Source organism: Bowmanella yangjiangensis (genome assembly GCF_017255015.1).
Classification (GTDB): domain Bacteria; phylum Pseudomonadota; class Gammaproteobacteria; order Enterobacterales; family Alteromonadaceae; genus Bowmanella; species Bowmanella yangjiangensis.
This window is the reverse complement of sequence record NZ_JAFKCS010000001.1, coordinates 263,889-289,317: the sequence shown is the minus strand read 5'-3', so window position 1 is coordinate 289,317 and position 25,429 is coordinate 263,889. Positions and strand designations below refer to the sequence as shown.

General features: G+C 49.5%; 20 protein-coding genes. 12 read left to right on the top strand and 8 right to left on the bottom strand.

All coding sequences use genetic code 11. The features are described 5' to 3' along the window. The first annotated feature begins 5 nt into the window (after nt 1-5). From J0A65_RS01330 to J0A65_RS01315, 4 genes are read left to right on the top strand one after another with little or no spacing between them, the layout of a single operon-like run. Nucleotides 6-1,811, top strand: coding sequence for a class I SAM-dependent DNA methyltransferase (locus tag J0A65_RS01330; protein WP_206592304.1), 1,806 nt, complete (start codon nt 6-8; stop codon nt 1,809-1,811). Then, nucleotides 1,811-3,805 carry a restriction endonuclease subunit S gene (locus J0A65_RS01325; protein ID WP_206592303.1) on the top strand — a complete coding sequence of 665 codons (1,995 nt, stop codon included), beginning with the start codon at nt 1,811-1,813 and terminating at the stop codon, nt 3,803-3,805. The genes J0A65_RS01330 and J0A65_RS01325 overlap by 1 nt, the downstream gene beginning before the upstream one ends. Before the next feature lie 11 nt (nt 3,806-3,816). Continuing rightward, on the top strand, nt 3,817-5,601 hold the full coding sequence (locus J0A65_RS01320) for an AAA family ATPase (protein ID WP_232849670.1): 1,785 nt from the start codon (nt 3,817-3,819) through the stop codon (nt 5,599-5,601). Next, on the top strand, nt 5,601-6,470 hold the full coding sequence (locus tag J0A65_RS01315) for an HNH endonuclease family protein (RefSeq protein WP_232849669.1): 870 nt from the start codon (nt 5,601-5,603) through the stop codon (nt 6,468-6,470). The genes J0A65_RS01320 and J0A65_RS01315 overlap by 1 nt, the downstream gene beginning before the upstream one ends. 163 nt (nt 6,471-6,633) lie before the next feature. On the opposite strand, the gene gcvP is transcribed toward J0A65_RS01315, so the two are convergent. The 3 genes from gcvP to gcvT form a co-directional block, all read right to left on the bottom strand. After that, nucleotides 6,634-9,525, bottom strand: a complete 2,892-nt coding sequence (gcvP, locus tag J0A65_RS01310) for an aminomethyl-transferring glycine dehydrogenase (protein WP_206592302.1) — start codon at nt 9,523-9,525, stop codon at nt 6,634-6,636. Between the two features lie 108 nt (nt 9,526-9,633). Continuing rightward, on the bottom strand, nt 9,634-10,023 hold the full coding sequence (gene gcvH, locus J0A65_RS01305; protein WP_102798896.1) for a glycine cleavage system protein GcvH: 390 nt from the start codon (nt 10,021-10,023) through the stop codon (nt 9,634-9,636). Between the two features lie 17 nt (nt 10,024-10,040). Continuing rightward, nucleotides 10,041-11,123 carry a glycine cleavage system aminomethyltransferase GcvT gene (gene gcvT, locus J0A65_RS01300; protein ID WP_206592301.1) on the bottom strand — a complete coding sequence of 361 codons (1,083 nt, stop codon included), beginning with the start codon at nt 11,121-11,123 and terminating at the stop codon, nt 10,041-10,043. Nucleotides 11,124-11,432: 309 nt separating this feature from the next. Here gcvT and J0A65_RS01295 point away from each other — a divergent pair, with 309 nt between their 5' ends. From J0A65_RS01295 to J0A65_RS01280, 4 genes are all read left to right on the top strand, one after another. Further along, a complete protein-coding gene (locus tag J0A65_RS01295; protein ID WP_206592300.1) occupies nt 11,433-12,290 on the top strand; it encodes a LysR family transcriptional regulator in 858 nt (285 codons plus the stop codon). Between the two features lie 133 nt (nt 12,291-12,423). Then, nucleotides 12,424-14,391: a TonB-dependent receptor plug domain-containing protein gene (locus tag J0A65_RS01290; RefSeq protein WP_206592299.1), complete on the top strand. Its 1,968-nt coding sequence runs from the start codon at nt 12,424-12,426 to the stop codon at nt 14,389-14,391. A gap of 126 nt (nt 14,392-14,517) precedes the next feature. Next, entirely contained in the window at nt 14,518-15,384 is an 867-nt protein-coding gene (locus tag J0A65_RS01285; protein WP_206592298.1) for an alpha/beta hydrolase, read from the top strand. Continuing rightward, a complete protein-coding gene (locus tag J0A65_RS01280; protein ID WP_206592297.1) occupies nt 15,381-15,968 on the top strand; it encodes a TetR/AcrR family transcriptional regulator in 588 nt (195 codons plus the stop codon). The genes J0A65_RS01285 and J0A65_RS01280 overlap by 4 nt, the downstream gene beginning before the upstream one ends. Here J0A65_RS01280 and J0A65_RS01275 read toward each other — a convergent pair. Further along, nucleotides 15,965-17,284 carry a Na+/H+ antiporter NhaC family protein gene (locus tag J0A65_RS01275; RefSeq protein ID WP_206592296.1) on the bottom strand — a complete coding sequence of 440 codons (1,320 nt, stop codon included), beginning with the start codon at nt 17,282-17,284 and terminating at the stop codon, nt 15,965-15,967. The two genes, J0A65_RS01280 and J0A65_RS01275, sit on opposite strands and share 4 nt — an antisense overlap. A gap of 123 nt (nt 17,285-17,407) precedes the next feature. On the opposite strand from J0A65_RS01275, the gene J0A65_RS01270 reads away from it, so the two are divergent. After that, a complete protein-coding gene (locus tag J0A65_RS01270) occupies nt 17,408-17,908 on the top strand; it encodes a GNAT family N-acetyltransferase (protein WP_206592295.1) in 501 nt (166 codons plus the stop codon). Here J0A65_RS01270 and J0A65_RS01265 read toward each other — a convergent pair. Then, nucleotides 17,905-18,597: a hypothetical protein gene (locus J0A65_RS01265; protein ID WP_206592294.1), complete on the bottom strand. Its 693-nt coding sequence runs from the start codon at nt 18,595-18,597 to the stop codon at nt 17,905-17,907. The two genes, J0A65_RS01270 and J0A65_RS01265, sit on opposite strands and share 4 nt — an antisense overlap. Before the next feature lie 337 nt (nt 18,598-18,934). On the opposite strand from J0A65_RS01265, the gene cysG reads away from it, so the two are divergent. The 3 genes from cysG to J0A65_RS01250 all read left to right on the top strand — a co-directional run bounded on the left by cysG (nt 18,935) and on the right by J0A65_RS01250 (nt 21,801). Continuing rightward, nucleotides 18,935-20,308 (top strand): siroheme synthase CysG, encoded by a 1,374-nt coding sequence (gene cysG / locus J0A65_RS01260; protein ID WP_206592293.1) that lies wholly within the window; start codon nt 18,935-18,937, stop codon nt 20,306-20,308. Between the two features lie 10 nt (nt 20,309-20,318). Then, nucleotides 20,319-20,999, top strand: coding sequence for a TetR/AcrR family transcriptional regulator (locus J0A65_RS01255; protein WP_206592292.1), 681 nt, complete (start codon nt 20,319-20,321; stop codon nt 20,997-20,999). 334 nt (nt 21,000-21,333) lie between these two features. Next, complete coding sequence (locus J0A65_RS01250) at nt 21,334-21,801, top strand: CreA family protein (RefSeq protein ID WP_206592291.1); 468 nt, start codon at nt 21,334-21,336, stop codon at nt 21,799-21,801. A 171-nt stretch (nt 21,802-21,972) separates the two neighbouring features. On the opposite strand, the gene J0A65_RS01245 is transcribed toward J0A65_RS01250, so the two are convergent. From J0A65_RS01245 to J0A65_RS01235, 3 genes are read right to left on the bottom strand one after another with little or no spacing between them, the layout of a single operon-like run. Next, entirely contained in the window at nt 21,973-23,481 is a 1,509-nt protein-coding gene (locus tag J0A65_RS01245) for a parallel beta-helix domain-containing protein (protein ID WP_232849668.1), read from the bottom strand. Next, nucleotides 23,474-24,655 (bottom strand): cytochrome-c peroxidase, encoded by a 1,182-nt coding sequence (locus tag J0A65_RS01240; RefSeq protein ID WP_206592290.1) that lies wholly within the window; start codon nt 24,653-24,655, stop codon nt 23,474-23,476. Before J0A65_RS01240 ends, J0A65_RS01245 begins: the two co-directional genes overlap by 8 nt. After that, nucleotides 24,652-25,263: a c-type cytochrome gene (locus tag J0A65_RS01235; protein WP_206592289.1), complete on the bottom strand. Its 612-nt coding sequence runs from the start codon at nt 25,261-25,263 to the stop codon at nt 24,652-24,654. The genes J0A65_RS01240 and J0A65_RS01235 overlap by 4 nt, the downstream gene beginning before the upstream one ends. Nucleotides 25,264-25,429: the final 166 nt, after the last annotated feature.

The window sequence follows — 25,429 nt, the reverse complement described above, 5'->3', positions numbered from 1 at the left end:
AATAAATGAACTTAAGTAGCACTATTAAAAGTATTCAAGACATCATGCGCAAAGACGATGGTGTTGATGGCGATGCACAGCGGCTCGGCCAATTAACTTGGATGCTGTTTTTAAAAGTATTCGATCAACGCGAAGAAGAATGGGAAGACGATGACACAAGCTATAAATCGCCTTTACCAGAGGCGCTCCGCTGGCGCAACTGGGCAGCTTATGTTCCAGGTGTAGATGGTAAAAAAGCCCCACAAAAAGCCGCTAGCGACATCATTGGCTTTGTGAACAACCAACTGTTCCCTGCATTAAAAGAACTGGAAATACCTGTGTTCGATGCAGAAAAAGATAATGCAACTTCGGTTGCCCTCCACAAAGTGATTCGAAGTGTCTTTGAAGACGCCAACAACTACATGAAATCTGGCACCCAATTATTGGCGGTAATCGAAAAGCTCGAAGAAGCCATTAATTTTCATGATTTTAAAACCCGTGCCAATATCGGCGATGTATATGAACAACTGCTTAACGATCTGCGCGGTGCGGGTAACGCCGGTGAATTTTACACCCCGCGCGCCATCACCGCCTTTATGGCAGATCGTGTCAATCCACGCCTCGATAAACGCGAAAGCGTGATGGATCCAGCCTGCGGTACTGGTGGCTTCTTAACCGCAGCGATTGATCACCTGCGCAACCAAATAACCACCAAATCCAGCGCCGAAGACAAGCGCGCTATTGAAGACCTCATTCGCGGCATCGAGAAAAAACAACTGCCGCACCTACTGTGCACCACAAATATGCTGCTGCATGGCATAGATATACCCAGTCAGATCGAACACAAAAACACGCTTGGTATCGGCTGGAACGAATGGAGCGCAAACCAAAAGGTCGATTGCATCATTACCAACCCTCCTTTTGGTGGCTATGAAGACGATGGTGTAGGTAGCGATTACCCGGCCGATTTAAAAACCCGTGAAACCGCCGATATGTTTATGGCGTTGATCATTAAAAAGCTATTAAATGAGAATGGCCGCGCCGCTGTGGTGCTACCCGATGGCTTTTTATTTGGCGATGGCATTAAAGGCACCCTTAAAAAGCTACTGCTGCAAGAATGTAAACTACACACTATCATTCGTCTGCCCAAAGGCGTGTTCGCCCCTTACACAACCATTAAAACCAACCTGTTATTTTTTACCAAAGGCACGCGGGTAGACGACGGCAGCGAATATTTCCACACCGATTCCATCTGGTTTTACGAACACCCTTACCCACAGGGCTACAAAAGCTACAGCAAAACCAAACCTATCCGCTTGGAAGAATTTAAACCTGAGCAGGATTGGTGGGGCGACGAAAGTGATGACTTTGCTAGCCGTGAAGAAAACGAATTCGCCTGGAAAGTTGATTTCAAAAGCAAACGAGAACAAGCCGAAGCCGCCGCTGCGCCTCACTGGGCGAATGCCGAAAGCTTAAATAATCAAGCAAGCGTTCTGGATAATCGCATCCGTGATTTGCGTGATTCTATTAAAGGCGTCACCGACAAAAGTCAGCGCCAAAGCGTAGAAGATGACATCGAAGTTTTAAAAACAGAAAGTGAAGGACTGCGTTTAAAAGCCCGTGATGCACAAGCCGCTGGCGATCGCCTTTACTGGCCGATTTATAACTTGGATTTAAAAAACCCCAATGCACCGGAAGAAGAAAGCCACGACCCAGACGAACTGCTGATTAAATTCAAAAAGTTGTTAGGTGAAATTGAAGAAACCGAAAACCAACTAAAAAGCGAACTGGCCGCCGCGCTTTCTCACCACTTTAGCGATAAGGAAGCGTAATGGACGCGAATCAATTTTTGGCCGAGTTTGGCCATATTGCCAATGCGCCGGGGGGCATAGCTCGATTGCGGGAATTGGTTTATCAATTCGCCGTTACAGGAAAGCTCACGCAACAGAGAGAAGAAGATGGTGGCGCAGACAGCGTGCTCACAAATGTAGCTCGTATTCGTAAACAGTTAATAGCAGAGAAAAAGTTTAAGCGTTCGCCAAAGTTGGAATCAACACAATTGGTACCGCCGTTAATTGATCTACCGCCCAGCTGGCGCTGGAGTCGCTTGCTCGATCTGGGGGAAATCAACCCACGAAATCAAGTTGAAGAAGATTCGGAATCAGTGATTATGGCCACTTTTGTGCCAATGGCAGCAGTTTCCGAATTACACTCAATCGCTATAGCTGGCGATGTTAGGCCGTGGTCAGAAATCAAAAAAGGTTACACACATTTCGCAAATGGCGATGTGTTATTGGCTAAAATCACCCCGTGTTTTGAAAACGGAAAGTCGGCCGTAGTACGTGGGCTTGAACACAATATCGGCTCAGGCTCTACAGAATTTCATGTTTTCCGCCCCATAAGCGAAGACGTTAATCCAGCCTATATTTATCTTTTTATTCGCTCGCCATTATTCCGTGCAAAAGGCGAAGCCAGCATGACAGGCACCGCTGGACAAAAGCGTTTACCGACGGATTACTTTGCATTATGCGCAATGCCATTTCCCCCAACCGAAGAACAATCCCGCATTGTCGCCAAAGTTGATGAACTGATGGCTTTATGCGACCAGCTAGAAGTGCAGCAACAAAAACGTCGCACTTTGCAAAACAACTTACGTCAATCTATTTTGCAAGCCGTCGCTGCCAGCCAAAGCTCACAAGAACTGAAAGAAAGCTGGCAACGCCTGCAAACTAACTTCGGCCAACTGTTTTCCACACCAGAGGATGTGGCCCAACTGCGCGCTCTCATTTTAGATTTAGCCGTTCACGGACTATTAGTTGAGCGATCAAATGTAGACACACCTCTGGATACCTGGTTGGAGCAAGTCAAAACGACTAAAGCCCATCTTGTAAAGCAAAAGCTAATTCCGAAGCAAACTGCTTTCAGCAATGTTCCAGAAGAGGAATATCCATTCCCCCTTCCAAAAGGGTGGGCGTTTGTTCGATTAGGGGAAATAGCGAACAAGATTGGTTCAGGCAGCACACCAAGAGGTGGTCGAAAAGTATATGTTAATAAAGGCATTCCATTCTTGCGCTCTCAAAACATCTGGAATAATGGATTGCGTTTGGACGATGTAGCCTACATTCCTGCTGAGGTCCATGAACGCATGTCGGGAACTGCGGTTGCCGCCAATGATGTTTTATTAAACATTACGGGAGCATCGTTAGGCAGATGTGCGTTAGTGCCGGCAGATTTCGGTGAAGCCAATGTCAGTCAGCATGTAACGATTATTCGTTTAACTGATGTAGAAATACGTGAGTACATTCACCTTTGTATTTTGTCACCTTATACCCAGGCCATGATTTGGGGACGGCAAGTCGGAATGGCCCGCGAAGGGCTGAGCAAAAAAGTACTTGAGCAATTCGAAATCCCACTGCCACCAATTGCCGAGCAAAAAAGAATAGTTGCGCGAGTCGCTGAGTTAATGAAGTTTTGCGATACCTTAGAAAGCAAATTGCATCGCACTTTGGTTGTTTCAGAACATTTGGCAACGGCATCCGTCGCCACCCTCACCGGCATCGCTACCGAACAAGAAGAGGAACCTATGAAAGCTCCAAAAACTGAACTGGTGGCGCCTGTACGTTTAGGCACGCCGCCTGGTATCAAATCCCAAGCCCCACTAGCCACTATTCTGGCCCGCCATAGTGGTGAGATGAGTGCGAAAGATTTATGGCAGCGTTTTGGTGGCGAAATTGATGCCTTTTACGCGCAATTAAAAGTCGAAGTTGCCCATGGCTGGATACTTGAACCAGAAAAGGCTGAAATGCTAGAAAAAATAGAAGAATAAAAGGATTTATTATGCAGTTACGTTATTTAGCCATTCCTCATTTTCGCAACTTACGAGATGTAGAGATGAGCTTTGCCATTGAATTATCACATAGTTCAAGTACCGGCAAATCTGAGGAGTCTAAGCGTATTCGAAGCCATGCGTTAATAGGACAGAACGGCACAGGTAAATCTAATTTAATTGAAGCGTTAATTACGCTCTTTCGTGACATAGATCTCGACCGTGAGGCGGCATTTGATTACACATTCGAGTACGAAATTCGTGGTCACATAGTGCGTATTCAGGCAGATACTGCCAAACAGAAGCGCCCTTACGTTTGGGTAGATGGTGATCGTGTTAGCCAAGAATATCTGATTAAAAATGACCCTCCGGACAAAGTCCCGCAGGATAAGCGTCGCGGTTCACGACTTTTACCAACACACATATTTGCCTATTACTCAGGCAGGAATGAGCGCATCGAACAGTTATTTCAGGAACACCAGCGCCGATTTAACAAACGTCAGGAAATCACCACCGACGAAGTTTTATCTGAAGAACTGCTAGAAAACTTCACCGCCTCCGATGCTGATATTCGCGCAATTGAAGAAGCCAAACGTCGTCGAGAAGCGAGACTTAAGAAAGCTGGTGATGATCGACTTCGTCGCCTTTTCTACTGCCGTGGCGGCCATAGCCAGTTGGTTTTATTGGCGTGCCTGCTATCTGATGATCCTGTTTTTAAAAAAGTTTTGGATAACTTACATATTGAGTCGTTAGAGTCAGCCCTTTTCGTTCTTAAAGAGCCCCACCGTTTGCGTGAAAAACGCCGAAATGGGAAGTTCGATGAAAATGAACTCAATGAAGGCGACCCTCGCTTCTGGTATGCCCGAGGTAATGTGGTCAGTGAATTCCTTGATAAACTCTGGCAAGTTTCATGGGCACCAATTGAACAAGAAGCAACTAAGCAAATTGATTTTCGTGGTCGTACAGAAAAGCAAAAACAACTTTATTTATTTGTACCTGACAAACACAAACTAAAGGAACTAGGTGAGTTGGTTGGCAGCCCAGATAGCTTTTTCCGCTATGCAGAAGGTGCTTACATTGGCGATTTGATTGATGAAGTAAGGATTACCGTAAAGAAACGCGATGAACACGGTGGAAAAGTGAGCTTTACACAACTGTCGGAGGGTGAACTTCAGATGCTGACAGTTCTTGGCCTTATGCGTATAACCCGAGAAGACCAATGTTTATTTTTGCTTGATGAACCAGATACGCATTTAAATCCAATTTGGAAACTTCGTTACTTCGACGACATCGAGGGTGTGCTAACTACTGAGAAAGACTCTAAGTCACAAAGTGAATCGCAGATTCTCATCACCACTCACGATCCAATGATGGTTGGTTCACTTAAGAAAGAGCAAGTTCATATAATCAAAAATAATGGCGATAAAACTCTTGTTGAACAACCGGATGAACACCCTCAGGGAATGGGAGTAACAGGCTTACTAAAAAGCGAGCTATTTGGTTTAACCTCAACGCTAGATGTCGAAACAGAGCGAAGGTTATACCGCCGGAATGAGCTATTCGCCAAAGAAAAAAAAACCTCTGAAGAAAACGACGAACTGGCCAGACTAAGTCAAGAACTCGCTGATTTAGGTTTCTCAATGGCAGAATTCAAAGATCCTGTTTATGCAATGTTTGTTAGGAAGATGGCACAACATCGCAAATTCAATAAACCATCCCTTACTGCGGATGAAATAAAAGAGCAGGATGAAATTGTCGATAGTATCATTGACGACATTTTGAATGGGGAAGAGTAATGCGCTACATAAATATGAATGGCCTTACTCCGGTTAATACTCCTGCAACCCCTGATTTCCCTGGCTGGATTCCTTGGACGGAACAACAATGGCAAGAGTGGCTTAGTCGATCTCGTCTATACAATAGACGGCTTACCGAACTTCATAATGCTGGAGATTTCGAAACTAGGAACGAATATATTAACGCCCGATCAACTCATTGGGGCAGACTCAAGGAATGGCTTAAAGTTTTATCTTATGGGAAATGCTGGTTCTCTGAAGTTAGAGACCTCTATTCTCACTATGACGTTGAACACTTTCGCCCGAAAGCCAAGTCGAAATCTACAGACGGTACAGAAAGAGATGCTTATTGGTGGCTGGCTTTTGATTACACAAATTATCGCCTTTGTGGAAATGTGGGTAATCGTAAAAAAGGAAACTGGTTTCCTCTAAGAGTAGGTTCTTTAGTTTCTTCCTTCCAAACTCAAAATGAAGAGTCAGAGGAACCATATTTGTTAGACCCAGCCGACGCTGATGACGTATCGTTAATATCCTTTGATGAAGAAGGAAAAGCAGTTCCGTCACCCGGCGCTACTGAATGGGAAACTATGAGAGTAGAGGAAACTATCAAGCGCCTCAAACTTAACGAGCATAATGACCTTGCAGAAGCAAGAAGGAAAGTTTGGCTGGATGTGTCAACAGAAATAGACGAATACCTAAAGCACAAAGCAAGATGCAATAATGGTGGTAATCCCGTTGCCAGAGAAAAAGTCAGAGCGCATTGTGTAAATATCAGAAATATGACTTTACCCAACGCTGAACTATCATCAGTAGCAAGGTGGTGTGTCATGTTTCGCAATGACCCGCAGCTTTCAAGGCTGGTAGCCTAAATATTAACCACATTAATAAATATCAAAAAAGCGAACCATCTCTGGTTCGCTTTTTTATTTTACTGACCTCAAAATCCGACTACCGGTTGCAAACTTTATTTGAGTTGCAAACTTAATTCCGATAGTTGCATTCTTTATTCGAGATCGACAGTAACCCGCCAACTCACCGATAAGTATCAGTAGCAGGGCAAGAACACACCAGATTACGGTCACCGAATACGTCGTCGATACGGTTTACGCTTGGCCAGAACTTGTTACGGCGCACGGCGTCTACCGGGTAGGCCGCTTCGGTGCGGCTGTAGGCACGGGTCCACTCGTCGTCACAAATATCCGCCAGGGTGTGCGGGGCATTGTGCAGCGGGTTGTCGGTGTCGTTCCATTCACCGCTTTCTACCTTGGCTATTTCTTCACGGATGCTGATCATGGCATCACAGAAGCGATCCAGCTCGGCCTTGGCTTCGGACTCAGTAGGCTCGATCATCAGCGTACCGGCTACCGGGAAGCTCATGGTCGGGGCGTGAAAGCCGTAGTCGTTCAAGCGCTTGGCCACGTCCATTTCGGTCACGCCTGAGGCTTCCTTAAGCGGGCGCATATCGATAATACATTCGTGCGCAACACGCTCGTTACGGCCTTTGTACAGTACCGGATAATGGCCGGACAAACGCTTAGCTACGTAGTTAGCGTTCAGAATTGCCATAGCCGTGGCTTTAGCCAGCCCTTCGCCGCCCATCATCTTAATGTACATATAGCTGATTGGCAGAATAGACGCACTGCCCCAAGGTGCGGCAGATACGGCACCGTTAGTGGGCTGCGTACCGCTGATTTCCATTACCGGGTGGCTTGGCAGGAATGGCGCCAGGTGCGATTTTACACCGATTGGGCCCATACCGGGGCCGCCGCCGCCGTGTGGAATACAGAAGGTTTTGTGCAGGTTCAGGTGCGATACATCAGAACCGATAAAGCCGGGGCTGGTCAGGCCAACCTGGGCGTTCATATTGGCGCCGTCCAGGTATACCTGGCCACCGTGCTGGTGCACGATATCGCAAATCTCGCGAATGGTTTCTTCGTATACACCGTGGGTAGAGGGGTACGTCACCATGATACAAGCCAGGTTGTCGGCGCTTTCAGCGGCTTTGGCTTTCAGGTCGGCCAGGTCAACGTTACCGTTCTTGTCACAGTCAACCACCACCACTTTGTAACCAATCATCTGCGCAGACGCCGGGTTAGTACCGTGGGCAGAGCTTGGAATTAAACAGATATTGCGGTGACCTTCGTCGCGGCTTTCGTGGTAGCGACGAATGGCAATCAAACCGGCGTATTCACCCTGCGCACCTGAGTTAGGCTGCATGGAGATATTGTCGTAACCGGTAATTTCTACCAGCGCGTCACCCAGCTCGTTGATCATTTGCTGGTAACCCTGGGCCTGATCCAGTGGTGCAAAGGGGTGCAGTTTACCGAACTCAGGCCAGGTAACCGGGATCATCTCGGCCGTGGCGTTCAGCTTCATGGTGCAGCTGCCCAGTGAAATCATCGAGTGGTTCAGGGCCAGGTCTTTATCTTCCAGCGACTTGATGTAACGCAGCATTTCGGTTTCGCTGTGATACTTATTGAAGACTTCGTGGGTCAAAATCTCGCTGGTACGCAGCAGGTTAGCCGGAATAGAAGCCGAGCCGCTGGCGGTGATCTGTGCATCCAGTACATCGATATCCAAGCCGTGGCCTGTGCCTAAGAAGGCGTCGAACAGGCTGTTGATATCGTCACGAGTGGTAGTTTCATCCAGGCTTACACCCAGCGCACCGTCTAAGTCGGTACGCAGGTTGCGCTCGGAGGCGATAGCACGGGCCACAATCTCGTCTTTATTGCTGGTTTTAACCGTGATGGTGTCGAACCAGGTGTCGTTGACCAGTTCCAGGCCTTTGGCTTGCAAACCGGCGGCCAGGATATCGGCCAAACGGTGAATACGGCTGGCAATGGTTTTCAGGCCTTTTGGACCGTGATACACAGCGTAGAAAGACGCCATATTGGCCAGCAGCACCTGCGCAGTACAGATGTTGGAGTTGGCCTTTTCACGGCGGATATGCTGTTCACGGGTTTGCAGCGCCATACGCAGGGCAGGTTTGCCACGGGTATCCTGCGACACACCGATAATACGGCCAGGCAGTGAACGCTTATGCTCATCGCGCGTGGCGAAGAAGGCCGCGTGCGGGCCACCGTAACCCATAGGTACGCCAAAACGCTGGGCACTGCCCAGAACCGCATCGGCGCCCATTTCGCCAGGGGATTTCAGCAGCACCAGGCTCATAATATCGGCCGCTACAGACACTATGGCCTTGTTGCCTTGCAAAGTGGCAATCAGAGATTCCAGATCGCTGATGGCACCCGTGGTACCTGGGTATTGCAGCAGCGCACCAAATACATCGTGGTTAGGGGCGTCTGCCGCCGGGCCGACAATAATGTCAAAACCAAACATCTCGGCGCGGGTTTTTACCACGTCGATGGTTTGCGGATGCACATCGTCGGCAATAAAGAACAGGTTGGCTTTTTTGTTCTTGGAAACACGCTTAGCCAGGGCCATGGCTTCGGCGGCGGCAGTGCCTTCATCTAATAGTGAGGCAGAAGCCAGTTGCAAACCGGTCAGATCCAGGGTCATTTGCTGGAAGTTAAGCAGCGCCTGCAGGCGGCCCTGGGCAATCTCGGGCTGGTAAGGGGTATACGCCGTGTACCAACCTGGGTTTTCCATCACGTTACGCAAAATCACATTGGGGGTCAGGGTGTCGTGATAGCCCATACCAATGTGGCTGCGGAAAATCTTGTTTTTACTTGCCACGGCTTTCAGTGCGGCCAGGGCTTCGGTTTCTGTCTGACTCTCACCCAGGTTCAATGGCTTAGGTAAGCGAATGGCCGCAGGTACCGTTTGCTCAATCAGGTCATCCAGACTGGTAGCGCCTACCACGTCCAGCATGGCAGCGGTTTCTGCCTGGCCTGGGCCGATATGGCGACGGACAAAATCCTGCTTCTGTTCAAGTTGCGACAGGGAGAGGTTGGTGTCAGACATAATGCTTGGTATCTCGGTTAGGGAAGTTGCAAAAGCAAACCCTGGGAAAACCCAGGGTGCTTAACGAAAAAAGGCCGGCACCTGGTCGGCGCGGCCTTTCAATATTTGTTACTCTTCGTCGATGCTGTTTTCGTAGCCTTCGGCGTCCAGCAGCTCAGCCAGCTCGCTCTCGTCGTCGGCTTTGATGCGGAACATCCAGCCGTCACCGTATGGGTCAGAGTTAACCAGCTCAGGAGAGTCTTCCAGCTCTTCGTTTACTGCCAGGATCTCACCGCTGATAGGCGCATATACGTCAGAGGCGGCTTTTACCGACTCGGCCACGGCCACGTCGTCACCGGCGCTGACATTGCTGCCTACTTCAGGCAGTTCAACAAACACCATATCACCCAATAGTTCCTGGGCGTGTTCGCTAATACCTACGGTGTAAACACCGTTACCTTCGGGGCGCACCCACTCATGAGAAGCGGCATAACGCAGTTCGGCAGGGATGTTGCTCATTGTATTTCCTCTAATACTTAGTGTTCTACTTTTTTACCGTTACGGACAAAGCTGGGTTTAACCACTCTTACTGTAACCCACTTTTTACGCATTTCCACTTCGGCTGTATCCCTTACGCTGGAAGGCACGCGAGCCATAGCGATGCTGTAACCCAGGGTTGGCGAGAAGGTGCCGGAGGTAATCACCCCTTCACCGCCTTCTACCTTGACGGTCAGACCGGCGCGCAGTACGCCTTTCTCTTCCATCACCAGGCCAACCAGCTTGTCTTTACCGTTGCGGTTGTATTCTTCCAGTGCCTTACGGCCCATAAAATCACGCTCTTCAGGCAACCAACTGATGGTCCAGCCCATGTTGGCCGCCAGCGGGGAAATGGTTTCGTCCATATCCTGGCCGTACAAGTTCATGCCTGCTTCCAAACGCAAAGTGTCGCGCGCGCCCAGACCACAAGGCTGAATGCCCAGGTCCAGCAGCTTTTGCCAGAAATCACAGGCTTGCTCGGCCGGCACCATCACTTCGTAACCGGCTTCACCGGTATAGCCAGTGGTGGCAATAAACAGCTCACCGCTTTGCACGCCAAAGAACGGCTTCATACCTTCAACGGCGGCTTTTTGCTCGTCGCTGAATAGCTCGGCGGTTTTGGCTTTGGCATTCGGGCCTTGGATGGCGATCATGGCCAGATTGGGCTGTTCGATAATCTGGATGTCAAAGCCTTCGGCAACCTTGTTCAACCAGTTAATGTCTTTCTCACGGGTGGCCGAGTTCACTACCAGGCGATAATCGTCATCTGCGAAGAAGTACACGATCAGGTCGTCGACCACGCCGCCCGCTTCATTCAGCATACCGCTGTACAGTGCCTTGCCTTTGTCTTTGAGTTTGTCCACGTCGTTAGCCAGCAGGTAACGCAGGTAAGCTTTGGCCTGAGCGCCTTTAATATCAACAATGGTCATGTGCGATACGTCAAACATACCCGCATCGTTACGCACAGCATGGTGCTCTTCAATCTGTGAGCCGTAGTTGATGGGCATTTCCCAACCGTGGAAATCCACCATTTTGGCACCGGCTTCAAGATGTTTGGGGTGCAGCACAGTCTTGTTGGTCATGGCTTTGGCACTCTTGTGAGGTTCAAAAAATGTGGCCTGATTATAGGAGCTTCGCCATAGGGCAACAAATTGGAAATCTAAATGGAATGATTAACTTTTGTTATGTATTATCCACACATCATTAAAGATACTGATGCCAACGGAGTGAGGAGTGAGGAGTGAGGAGTGAGGAAACCATAAGGGTCAATAATCAAAAGGCAATCTAGATACGCCTTTTGCCTTATTTATCGCCGCCATCTCCGATTCACCCACATTAGTGCAAGGCACTTTACACCTCTCGCCTGGCACCTAACACCTAACGCGACGACCATGAAACAACTGTCCCTGGATAATTTACGTGCTTTTGTCACTGTGGTGGAAATGGGCGGTTATGCCAAGGCCGGGGATTTTCTTGGCCGCTCGCAGCCCGCCATCAGCCTGCAGATCAAACGCCTGGAAGAACAGCTCGGGCGCAAACTGTTCAGCCGCCAGGGTCAGCGCCAGCAGGTCAATAGCGAAGGTATGCAGCTCTACCAGCAAGCGTTACAGATGCTGGCCATTAACGATGATATTTTCCGCCAGTTTGAACAAACCCAGTTAAGTGGTCAGTTGCGCCTTGGCCTGCCCAGCGAATTTGCCACCAGCCTGTTGCCGAGCATTATCGGTGACTTTAATAAGGCTTATCCGGATGTGACATTAGAAGTCACCTGTGATTTGAGTAAGTCTTTGCTGGATAAAGAGCGCCGCCGCCAGTTTGATTTGATTCTGGCGCTGGATGATATGCCCCACCCTAACCAGCCGGAAACCGTATTACAGGACGAATTGGTATGGGTTGCCAACCCGCAATACCGCCCCAACGACGATAAGGTTGCCCTGGTAGTAGCCCCAAACGGTTGTATTTATCGTCGTCGTGCCCTGGAGCGATTACAAGCGGCTAACCAGCCCTGGCGCATCAGTTACACCAACGCCGATATCGGCGGCATTACCGCTGCCCTAAAAGAGGGTTTGGGGGTGACGGTGCTGGCCAAAAGTACCCTACCCGCCGACTTGACCCTCATCCGCCATCGCAGCCTACCACCCCTTGGCAAAGTAGGTATTAGCTTATTTATTCAGTCTAACAAACACCCTCAGGCCAGCCTTAAACTGGCGGAATTTATCCGCTCACGCTTAAGTTATTTGGCGGCCTGATACTGGCTTTTGCGATCAGCAATATTAATTTTGTATAACAGCGGGTTATCTCCAGATTGCGCAATCTTTTTTGCAACCCCGACCAAGATGATTTAGCTTTTAGCTTCAATCTACTGTCTTTGTTTGAGAAAGCATGACCTTGCGCCATTCGCAGTTGTTGTACAGAAGAATCGGGGTTCTATTGCTATTTCTCGGGCATATCGCTCACGCCCAGGATGCTGCACCAGTCGATCCTTTTACGCTCTCCTTCGAAGAGTTATTGGATATTGAGGTGGTAACATCCAGTCGCAGGCTGCAGACCTTATCTCAGGCACCTGGCGTACTCTCCGTTATCAGCCGTGAACAGATAAAAGCATATGGGGCCAGCAGTCTGATAGAAGCACTGGAACTTGCCCCTGGCATATTGGGTACCGGCACCTACATGTTTCCGGTAAACAGTCTGAGTATGCGAGGAGATCAGCCAGGCCAGTACAACACCCATGTGCTGCTCTTGATTAATGGCCAACCAGTACGCGAAACCCAGAATGGTGGTACGGACTTAGCCTTGCTAAGGGCTTTTCCCCTGAAAGGTATCAAGCAGTTGGAGATTATCCGCGGTCCAGGTTCGGTACAGTATGGCACCAATGCCTTTAGTGGCGTGGTGAATATCGTCACAGAGCCAGGTGTTGGCAGTAACAGCGTGACCGCGGCACTGGGATCCAGCGGCAGGCAGTTTGTTGCCCTAAATCAGGGGATGGAGTCTGATTCCGCCTGGGCCAACATCAATCTTCAATATTTTAACGATAGCCATAACAATGTTAACGCCAGGGACGAGCACAATCGTCCCTTCACACGTAACTTCGCGCAACAGAATTTAGGCATTCACCTAACAGCGGGTTGGAAAGAATGGCAGTTCAGCTATTTATATGCAGATACTCAGTCAGGGCATGGCGGTACCTTGCCCATTGCTGAGCTATTCAGTGAAGAAGCGCAAATTACTGCGACACGTCAATGGTTGAGTCTCACCACGCAGCAGAATTTATGGCAAGGGCAACTGAGTCTGGCACTCACCTACAATGGCATGCATAACCACTATACCAATCCCGGCCCACAACCGAGTTATATGGACGCAGACGATTGGCAATGGGATATGCATTGGCAGCGAAGCCTGAATCCTGACACCACTTTCACTTTAGGTGTTGAACTGCAGCGCAATCAGGGCGATTCGGCTGGCGATCATGTCATGGAAGGTCATATCACTATTGTTCCTGAATACCAGGACAGTCAACAGCGCTTTTTTACCGAAATTGCCTACCAGTTTAGTCAGAATCTGTCCTTGGTTGCTGGCCTGCAACTAAACAGAGCGGATCACGGTAGCAGCCATCTCTCCAGCCGCGTTTCAGCCAATTACCAGTGGCACAACGGTTGGCTGGCGAAAATTCAGTATGCCGAAGCCTATCGGGCACCGTCCATGTTGGAACAAGGTATAACCCTGCCAGGCGTGGTGCTGGGAAATGATGCCCTGAAGCCTGAAACCGTTGATACCTGGGATGCCCAACTGGCTTACAGCGATGCTGACTTCTATAGCGCGCTTAGTGTTTTTTATAGCCACAACCAAGACTTAATTATTCGCCGTACTCAGCCTGGCCAAACCGCCAGTTATACTAACTTTGGTGAGCAACGCTTTAAAGGCTTGGAATGGGAAGGCCGTTGGCAACCGCTGGATAGCAATATGCGTCTGGAAATGGCCTGGACCTATCAGCAAAATCAGGCAAATGGCATCAATACAGATAATGCCAGCAGTATGCCGCGTCACCTGGTTAAACTCGGCTGGATCCAAACCTTAGGGCAGAGTTTTCAACTCGGCCTGCATATGCAACATATCCGGGGCTGGCAGAATCCATCGGGGGCATTGCCTTATAACCCACTGACCAATCCGCATACCAGCCTGAAGGCTCATCTGAATTACCAATTCAATCGCCAGTTATCCTTTTGGTTAGACATAACAAATCTGCTTGATCAAAACCGTTGGCAGCCCGAAATAACCCGCCGTGTGCTCAATACCTGGCCTTACCTGGAACAACAGCGCCAACTGACCCTTGGCATAGACTGGCATTTTTAATTTCCAAATCTCACTCACCTAATAAGGCGAATTTGCTTATTGGCTTCCAGACCCTGTTGCCAAAATAGTACAAGTGAACTATTTTAAAAGTACAACTGTACTATTTAATTTCGCCACGGAGCGCTCATGGCACTGAACTACTTTTCCGACAGAGCAAAGCATAACTTTGCGCAAGCTTTGCTCTACAAGACCACAGGTTTTCTAAGCGATAAAATGCCTGGGCTGGCACTGTGGTTGGGCAGGCAGATGCTGCTTAGGCCTTTTGGCAAAAGGGTCAGGCATTTTGAGCAGGTAACCCCACACAGCCATTGGTCATTCAACACCCGTCAGGGCCAGATTAAGGTGCATCTGTTTGGCGAGAGCGGCCCCTGGGTAGTAACCAGCCATGGCTGGGCCGATAACAGCCGCTGCTTTGAAACTATGATCCCGTCTTTATTGGCGCAAGGCTTCCGGGTGGCCGCCATAGACCATGTGGCCCATGGCCAGTCTACCGGCAAACATGCCCACCTCCTGGCTTTTATCGAGGCGAAAGAAGCTTTACTGGCGCATTTTAAGCAGCAGGGGGAACAGGTGGCGGCCATTATCGGCCATTCCATGGGCGGGCTTGCCGCGCTAAACCTTAAAGCGGAGTATCTGCAGGGACTGAAGGTTATTCTGATTGCCATGCCCATACGTTTGTTTGACCTGATGTTTGTGCAGGTTGAGCGCATGGGGATCTCGCACAAAATGCTGGCCTTGGTACTGGAGCGGATTTCGGCCCAGTACCAGACCAAATGGCAACAACTGCAATATCAGCATCATTTGCATAAGTGTGCCGACCGCTTGTACCTGATCCATGATACCGACGATAAATTTGCCCCCATTGAGCACATCCGCCATGTTAGTGAGCAACAGGGTACGCCCCTTTATCTGACACAAAACCTTGGTCATAACAAACTGTTGAGGGATACTGGAGTTATCAAGCAAATCTCGTCCATTCTGGTCGGTACATGAATAAAGGCGAACGCACCCGGCAGCACATTCTGGATGCCGGTTTTAAACACAGCAGCAAATACGGGCTGGCCGATATCACCATCGGCACCTTGTCCAAGCTATGCAACTTGTCGCGCACGGGGGTGATTTCGCACTTCCAGGACAAGGAAAGCATGCAGATGGCGATTCTGGAATATATTGAACAGCAGTTTATGCAACAGGTGCTGATCCCGACCCGCCAGGACAACCCCGTAGTCAGAATTGAAGCCCTGATGCTGGCCTGGACCGACTGGGCCGGACGGGTGATGGGCGAGAGTGGTATGGGATGCCCGCTGATTAAAGCAGCGGTGGAATACCAAAACCGCCCGGACAGCCCGGTACGTCAGTTTGCCCTGGCGCAACAAAGCCGATTGCTCGGCTACCTGCAGCGCCAGGTGGCCAAAGCCGTTGAGCAACAAAAGCTGCCCACGGATATCAATCAGGTGGGTCTTGCCTACGAACTCTACAGTTTATATTTGGGGCATTTGTTGCTGCGCGACAGCTTAGGCAAGGAGCAAGCGGCTCTGCTTTACCGGCAGAGCCTTAAAAAGCTATTACGAATTTAGCGCTTGGCCGCCAGGTTCCAGACGATATAGCCGCAGGCCACAATAGCGAGCAGATAGCAGTAGAACACGTAAGGGATAATTTCTACCGGCGAAATGGCAAAGCTGGCGCCCAATAACAGCGCCTGCGCACCGTATGGGATTAACCCCTGTACAATACAGGCAAAGATATCCAACAAACTGGCACTGCGCCTGGGGGCAATTTCGCCGTGCTCGGCCAGTTTTCGCGCCGCCTCACCTACCACAATAATAGACACCGAGTTATTGGCGATACACAGGTTGCTGATGGCGATAAGAGCAGCAATGGCAAAGCTATGACTGGCATGGGCATGACGGGAAAGTTTTTGCGATAAGGCATGCAACTTAGCCACCAGGTAATCCAGCCCGCCCTGAGAACGCATTAAACCTGACAGACCACCAATCAGAATGCTTAGCATAAAGATTTCCTGCATGGAGGTGAAACCCGCGTAGATATCTTTACCCAGTTGATTTAATGCGTAATCTGCCTGCCATACGCCCATCAGTGCACTACAAATAATCCCCAGCACCAGCACAACAAAGACGTTCACACCGGATACCGCCAACACCAAAATCAGCAAATACGGGATCGCCAGCCAGGGATTTCCATCATCCACTGTAACAGGCTCTGGATGAGGGCTTACCCAGGCAAATAGGATCAGCGTCACCAGCGCCGCCGGAAGCGCCATCTTGAGGTTTTCGACAAACTTGTCACGCATCTGACAGCCTTGCGTACGAGTGGCCGCAATGGTGGTGTCGGAGATAATCGACAGGTTGTCGCCAAAAATCGCACCGCTCATCAGCACCCCGGCCATCAGTGCTGGATCTATACCTGTCACCTGCGACATACCCATACCTATTGGCGCCATGGCCGCTAAGGTGCCCATGGATGTGCCCATGGCGGTAGAAACAAAAGCCCCCAACAGGAACAGGCCCGGCAGCAGGAATTTGGCCGGGATTAAATTCACTCCCAGCGCGACAGTGGCATCTACGCCCCCTGTGGCTTTGGCCACCGCCGAAAAGCCGCCGGCCAACAGGAAAATCATACACATGGTCATGATATCCTGATGCCCTGCTCCTTCAGTAAACTGAGCGATAGTGCGGTTTAAGGAGTCTTTGGAAAGCCACACCGCCAGCAGGACCGCGGGTAAAATTGCCACTGGTGCAGGCAATTGATAAAAAGCAAATTCCACACCTTGGACCTGGTAGTAAAAACCAGCGCCGAGGAATAGCAAAAGAAACAGGCCGAGGGGTAACAGCGCATATTTACCACGAGCCGAGTGTGCATGAAGGTCGGTCAAAAGTGATTACCATAAAGACGTTTAGACGTCTAAAAGTGTAAATAGTCACCATCGGTGAAACAAGCTTTATTTTCTGTCGCGGCTTTCTGCTAACCTTGCTCCTCCCGTTTTAGAGAGATCACCATGCAAAGTCTGTACACCGAAAGATTACTGCTGCGTCCGTTAACCCTCAACGATGCAGCAGCACTGCACCGCCTAAACAGTGATGAGCGGGTGATGTGTTATATCGGCCCACTTCAACACAGCGTGGAAGATACCGCTTATTATCTGCAAACCAGTCCGCTGCGTGACTATCAGCGCTGCGGCTATGGTCGCCATGCCGTGATCCATAAAGACAGCGGCGAGTTTATCGGTTTTTGCGGTTTGAAGTACCTGGCAGATATGCAGGAAACAGATATAGGTTATCGCCTGCATCCCGACTATTGGGGGCAAGGCTTAGCATTGGAAGCCGCGCAGGCGGCTATGCAATTTGGCCAGCATCAACTCGGATTGAAGCGGATTATTGGCCTGGCCATGCCGGATAACCAGCCGTCCATCCGCTTACTGCAAAAACTCGACATGCGCTACGAAAAACAGGTTGCCCATTTGGGAACCGAGTGCGTCTGTTATAGCGTCCAGTATTAACCCCTAAGGGTCTCTCGCCTGGCAAGGGCCCTGGGACTGACTCGCACCCAGAAAAACAGATACATAATGATCAGCTTGGTTATGCCACTGACACAAGCCAGTAACAAAAGTGGCCAGCCATCCGCGACGCCCATGCTGCAAGCAAAAGCAATAGTGGAGATATCCATCATTAGGATGAACTGGCTCATACGAATATCCACGGCGCCGGTACTGCCGCTTCGTATTATCAGCAGAATTTGATGGGCATATCCCTGCGCAAGTAGCAAGGTAATGGCCACAATCAATATTGTCGACACTAACTTAGTGCGCGGCCCAATGCTGTCCAGACCGATAAACCCGGCAATGCCCAGCACGAGGCTTATTATTGCTAAGCAAAAGCAAAAACGCGCCAGTCGGCTTCTCCTGTCGCGGAATATTTCATACAAAATCACTACCACTAATGCCGCAGCAGCAAGACGCGGCCAAAGTAGGTAGTGATTCACTGGTGTCAGACTGTATCCGTATACAAAGAAGGAAAAATACGCCAGAAAACTGATGGTGAATTGATTCAGCGACAATATTGCAGTGGCATCTCCTGTTCTCTGAGTGCGCTTACGCCCCCAAATCTTACGCAATTGGGAATACACCCCCAGCACACTAATAAAAATAAACAGGCTGTTAATCGCCCCTAACAGATCATATGCCGACATAGATAATCCCAAACAAACATTGTCGACAATAATAAATTAAAAATGCTTTTAAACAAGAACAAATCAATTTAAAAGCCATTATTGTCGACAATTGTAATTTTTTGAATGGACATAGGCCCCCATTTCCCGCCCTCTGTTGCGTTGCACTGCTTATCAGATTAATAAAAGAGAATTTTCTTTCTTGAAAAACATGCAGAGCTTTCTGGGCGACAGCGGTAAACGTTTATGAAATGAGCATCATTTTGAAAAATGATTATATGTTTTTATAAATTAATATTATGTAGTTATAAGAGGCTCTGCCAAAATGAGGGCTATATCCACTTAATGAATATGTCAGATGCAGTACTTCCCGCTCTTTGTCGATACCAATACGCTCCAGGTTCTGGTGGTGGGCGCTGGCGAGGTCGCGGCCCGAAAAGTGGAATTGCTGATGCGTACTCATGCCCAGGTGGAAGTTGTGGCCCCTGAGGCATGCCAAGCTATCCAGGCATTGGCAGCACGTGGCAAGCTCAGCTTGCAACAACGTCCTTATTTGGAATCGGATTTGGATAAGGCACAACTGGTATTTGTTGCCACCAATGACACAGAGCTGAATGCGCAAATCAGCCACCAGGCCAAAGCGCGCAAACTGCTGGTGAATGTGGTGGATGCCCCTAAGCTCTGCGGCTTTATTACCCCCTCTATTATTGACCGCTCACCGCTTTTGATTGCCATGAGCAGCGGTGGCAGTGCACCGGTTCTGCTGCGCTATTTGCGCCAGAAGCTGGAAGCTTTTTTGCCCAGACGAATCAGCAGCCTGGCCGAATTCGCCGATAGTTTCAGAGAGCAAGTCAAGCAGCACTTTGCCAATGTCACCCAGCGTCGTTATTTTTGGGAAGAAGTATTTGACGGTGAAGTAGCCGAGCAGGTTCTCAAAGGCAATAGCCCGCTAGCCAGGGAAATGATGGTAGCCAAGTTGCAGCAGGACGCACCAAAAACTGAAGGTGAAGTGTATCTGGTAGGCGCTGGCCCCGGCGATCCTGAGCTGTTAACCTTCCGGGCTCTGCGCTTAATGCAAAAAGCCGATGTGGTGGTATATGACCGCCTGGTATCGCAGGATATTCTGGATATGGTGCGTCGTGATGCCGAGAAGGTCTATGTAGGCAAAGCGGCCAGTAACCATACCCTGCCGCAGGAAGATATCAATCAGTTGCTGGTACGGGAAGCCAAAGCAGGTAAGCGCGTGGTACGCCTGAAAGGCGGTGACCCATTTATTTTTGGTCGAGGCGGTGAAGAAATTGAAGAGCTGATTGCCCATGATATCGGTTTTGAAGTGGTACCAGGTATCACTGCCGCCAGCGGCGCGTCCAGCTATGCCGGTATTCCCTTAACCCATCGCGATCATGCCCAGTCAGTGGTCTTCGCCACCGGCCATTTGAAAGATGACAGTATTAACCTGGATTGGCCCGCCCTGGTACAAAAGCGCCAGACGCTAGTGTTTTACATGGGACTGACCGGCTTGCCTGTGATTTGCCGCGAACTGATTGCGCACGGTATGCCAAGCGATATGCCTATTGCTTTGGTAGAACAAGCCACCACGAATCAGCAGCAAGTGGTTGCCGGCACCCTGGCTGACATTGAGCACAAGGCCGCTCACATTAAACCACCCGCTTTAATCATTGTTGGCACTGTGGTGACATTAAGGGATAAACTCAACTGGTTTAATCCATAAGGTAAAATGAATGCAGACAAGGAACACGCTGGCCCTTGACCAGTTAAACCTGCAGTACACAGGGCGTCCCACCAAACGCAAGGACAGCAAGGAAAGACGCGACAGCATATTAAGTGCGGCATTGACCATCATGGTCCGAGACGGTATCCGTGAGGTAAGGCACAGGTCCGTCGCCAAAGAAGCGCAAGTGCCGCTGTCGGCTACGACTTATTACTTCGACACCATAGAGTGTTTGATCCACGACGCGTTTGTGTACTTTACCGAACAAAATGCCAGCCACGTACAGCTACTGGAACGTAGTGCCTGGATCGCCCTGGAAGAGTTCGAGAGACACGCAGATAAAAAACGCCTAAAAGGAGATCTACTGCGCTTTTTGGTCTCACATATCGAAAATCAGGTTCAGGATAAAGATGCCCGTATAGTGGAGTGGTCTTTCCGTCAGGAAGCCTTACGCAACGAAAAACTGGCTGAGCTCTATCAATATCCACAGTTGTTGATGACTCGGGCTATCGAAAGCTTTTTTACCGGCTTAGGCCAGGACAAGGCACAAGAGCGCGCACAAATTTTATTGGGTACCCTGTATCATCTTGAATATCAGTTACTGACCAATCCCTGGTCAGGTACCGATATACAGTTAGTTGAATCGGTACTCAGCGCATTATTAGCCGGGCCGCTGTTCGAATTGGGTTAAGCAATTCCAACCAACAATTCAGGCCCTGATTAAATCACGTTGGCGAGGGATAATTACCCAACCGGCTCAGCCTGGGTTGCTCGCAGTCCATTCCTAAAGATTAAAGCATAATTATTCTTGAACATTTTACATTCTAGATATTAAGCTGCTGCGGTCTGGCGCATTTACCATCGACTCTCTCAGACTGAAGGCCATGAGCGGCCTGAACACCCGTTGGTAAAGGGATACGCAGAATATTTGCATTAAAAGACTAAAAATTCTTAACAATTCCAGCAAGGTTTTATGCCAAGTCTATGGCACTATAACCTCACGATTGGCCACTTGGATAACCCCCATGCGCAGCCCTTTATTACTACTCACCGCATTGACCTGTTTGTCAGCATGCAGCCCCAACGAAGTGGGTGATGTATCGCTGGGATTATTTACCACTAAAGATATCAAGCTGGATGCGTTTACTGATCCGGTGGTAACCGGAGTGACCTGCCACGTTTCCAGCATTGAGGCCAATCTGGATTTGGCCGACCCGTCAGATAGTGCTATAGCTTGCCGTCAGACTGGCCCCATTACGGCAGCCATGATTGCCCAGATTGATAAAAGTAAGTCCGGCGAGGTGCTGTTCAGCAAATCCAAAAGTATTTTCTTTAAATCGATGAAAATCAGGCGCATTTTTGATGCTGAACATCAGACACTGATGTATGTCTCCTACTCCACCAAAGAAACCTCGGGGAGTTTTAAACACAGTTTGTCGACAGTACCGCTGTGGGGAACAGAAGCTTATCTAAACATTGTAAAGACTGACTAAAGCCTGCAAGAGAGCGATTTGCTAAGGTTTAACTGACAAGGTGTTGGGCACTAGCCCAACACCTTAACTTGCTGATAGCCTGGGATAACAAAGCTTCCCGGAACGGCAAACAAATAGCATGCAGTCGGCAGAAGCCACATCCCTGCCAACTGCAAGCTGATATCCGCGAGTCTATTTACTCACAGTCAGCATATACTCCGCTACCGCCATACGAGTCGCTGGATCAAGATAATCCTGAGGCGGCATTTCCGGATAGTCATCACGCTTTTTGACCGGATTGGCTATATAGTCGGCAATACCCTGAGGGTTTTCCATATACAGCGCTTGGATCACTTGTACTGGTGGACCAATCATGCGGCCGGTGTAGGTATGACACCCGGCGCAAATTCCCAGGTAAGCCACCTTACCCGCTTCGGAAGGATCAATCTCACGGGGTTCTACCGGCTTGTCCAGCAAGTACGTCATAATATCGCCGGTATGGGTAAAACCACATTCGGCCCAGTTATCCACACCCACAGTCACATACTGATGGCGATTAATAATACAGCTGTCGCGGCTGACACCCACTCTGACAATGTCCGGATTACCGGTTTTAAACTCAGTCAGCATCAATGCTTTGGCTTCATCAATAGTGTCGTAGCCGTTGTTGTGCATCAGGTTATCAAGAATCGCCACTTTATCCGGCGCAGGATCCGACTCGGGATCTATAGTGGTATTCGGGGCATTGTTGTGGTCGGTGATAATTATCCCGGCGGTTTTGTTGTCGCTGATAATATTGCCTTCTACCACCACCTCATCGGCGGCCATAATCAGAATTCCTGTGCCAGGGGGAATGCCCGCCACCGTGCTGCCAGGCGCACCAAAGTTCTCATGGTTGTTAGCTACAATAAAGTTGTTGCGGATAATCACATCATAAGTGGTTTTCACCGGTAATCCTGGGGTAATAAAGGCCAGAATGCCGCCGGTATTATTGGTCACATAGTTATTCTCGACTATGGCATGGCGGCTGTTTTCAATCTCAATACCGGCCACACTCTCAAATACCTGGTTATGCGCCACATGAATGTTGTCGCTCATGCCCACATAAATAGCCGCATCTTCAATACCTGAGATCACGTTATGGGTGACAATGCCGTTCTTACCCAACTGCGGGAATATGCCGTAAACGCCGGTATCAACAATGATGTTATTGCGGATCTCAAAGTTATTACCGGCCTGCCCCATAATGGCATTGCCCTTGTACTTAGTGATCAGCAGGTTTTCCACCACAATATCATTGCCAGAATACAGCACCGCATCATTCAGATGGCCCTTGCCGTCAAGTACCGCGCGTTTGCCTTCTTCGATTACCCCTGACAGACGAATATTGTCTTTGTCGATGTACACTGTTTCGGAATAGCTGCCGGGGTAGACCAAAATGGTATCGCCCGGCTCGGCGATCTTGACCTTATCCATGATCAACTGCCCTTCCCGCACCTCATGCACTGTACCTGTGCGTGGTGCGGTATGGATAGCCCGCACCAAACCACTTCGGGTGCTGCCTGTCGATTCCGTGCCGCCGCTGTAACCGGCACCGCTTCGACTGTCTGTCATCAAGGTCGGCGTATCGGCAAACCAGTGCCGACCGACAAAAAATGCCGCTACGATTAACACCACGGCAAAAATGTTGCCCTTACTCATCGGTATGCTCCGCTTGTTGTTGGTTGAGTGTTGGTTGAAACCCCGTCAGTGGCGATAGGCCAGACGGCACCTTATCCGGCGTTTCCGGTATCAGGCTTTCATCGGTTAATGCGCCCAGGAAGGTGACAATATCGTCAATCTCCTGATCGGTGAGTTTTGGCTCCCATATATGCCAATGAATCTGCATTTCCACACCGGCAGGCACTGCATGGCCGCGACCTTTGGTGTAAAACTCCACCGCATCACGCAGTGAATCAAAGCGGCCAGAGTGCATATAAGGTGCGGTTTTAACTATGTTACGCAAGGTCGGCACCTTGAAGCCGCCTTTAAGTTTTGCTGCATGAAAAGTCTCTTCTGCACCAATATCCAGCGGCACGCCCTCGGGTTCAGGTGTACCAATCACCGCTATCTGCTGATTAGTAAAAAGCGGTGGCGTGTGACATTCAGAGCAGCGCGCGACAAATGACCGATACACATTCATACCGGCGATTTCCTCATCGCTCAGGGCGGCGTGATGGCCCAATGCATAGCGGTCATAAGGGCTATTAAGAGATACCAGCGAAGTTTGAAAAGCGGCCAGGGCATGCAAAACATTCTCAAGGCTCAGCGGTGTTGCCTGCCCAGGATATGCCTGTTTGAAAAGCTCGGGATACAGCGGATTGGCAACTAGATCAGCCATCAACTTCTGCGGTGTATTGGCCATTTCATCCGCAGCGAACAAGGGGCCAACCGCTTGTTCTTCAAGAGTGCTGGCCCTGGCATCCCAGAAGAGTTTTTTTAAAAAGCCGACATTCCATAAACTGGGGGCAGCGCGCTTTACCACCTGCCCGTCCATGCCAATGCTGCGCGGCCGACCGTCGGCAAAACCAAGCTCAGGCTGATGACAACTGGCACAGGATAATGAGCCATCTTTTGATAGCAGAGGATCAAAAAACAAATAGCGGCCAAGATCGATCTGTTGTGGCGAGAAGCCGTCACGAAATTCCGGCAATCCGGTTTGTGTCCCCCCTACCCCACGATTTTGCAGTGAATCGTAAAATTGATAACGATTGACCAAAAAGCACTGACCGTCACGCAGCTCAAAACTCGGCGGACAGCCCTCCTTCAATACCCAGTTCTCGCTGGCATGTATGGCCACACTACTGATTAAAAGTAATAAGAATAGGTATTTCATAATGAGCTGATAAAGGCCATTACGTCGTCAATTTTATCCTCTGGCAAGGTGTTGGCCATCATGGCCATTTGGCGGCCAGGCATATCCTCTTTCGCCGTACCCCTTATGCCCTGTTTAAAATGCATAAACTGACGTCGCACATAAGTTATGTCCTGCCCGGCCAAACGGGGAGCCTTAAAAGCCGGGTTTCCTTGCCCCTGTCCGCCATGGCATGCCCCGCAGTTATTCTGGTAATACGCATTTCCGGTTTTCAGGTCACCAGACAGTCTGATGGTTTGTTCTGGTATCGGCATAGCTTCAATGTAAGCACTAAGTGCAGGAATATCCGTCCCCTCGGGAAGCAGTGTTTTGGCCATCATCGCCATTTGCTGTCCCGCTTTATCCTCTGGGTGCTGACCTCGCGAGCCTTGCCCAAAGGCGAGCATTTGCCTGGTTAGATAGTCGGCTGACAAACCAGCTAACACCGGCCCCTGCAGTTGTGGATTCCCCTGTCCTTTATCCCCATGACAGGCGCCACAAGTCGCATATAACTTCGCAGGCTCAGCCAAAGCAGGCAAACTCAGCAACAGCAAACAAGACAACATAAAGCGCATGGTATTTGTGTTCATGGCAGGTTCTCATAATTCATTTGTACCATGCATATTAGTGGAACCATAGTACCAATTAAAACATTTTTTTAACTTAGTACTGGCGTCCTACATTTTCAGTCCTTACACTGGTTGGGCCAGACAGGTCACCAAGGCGGAAGAATAAACCACTGAATTTTTACTTCCG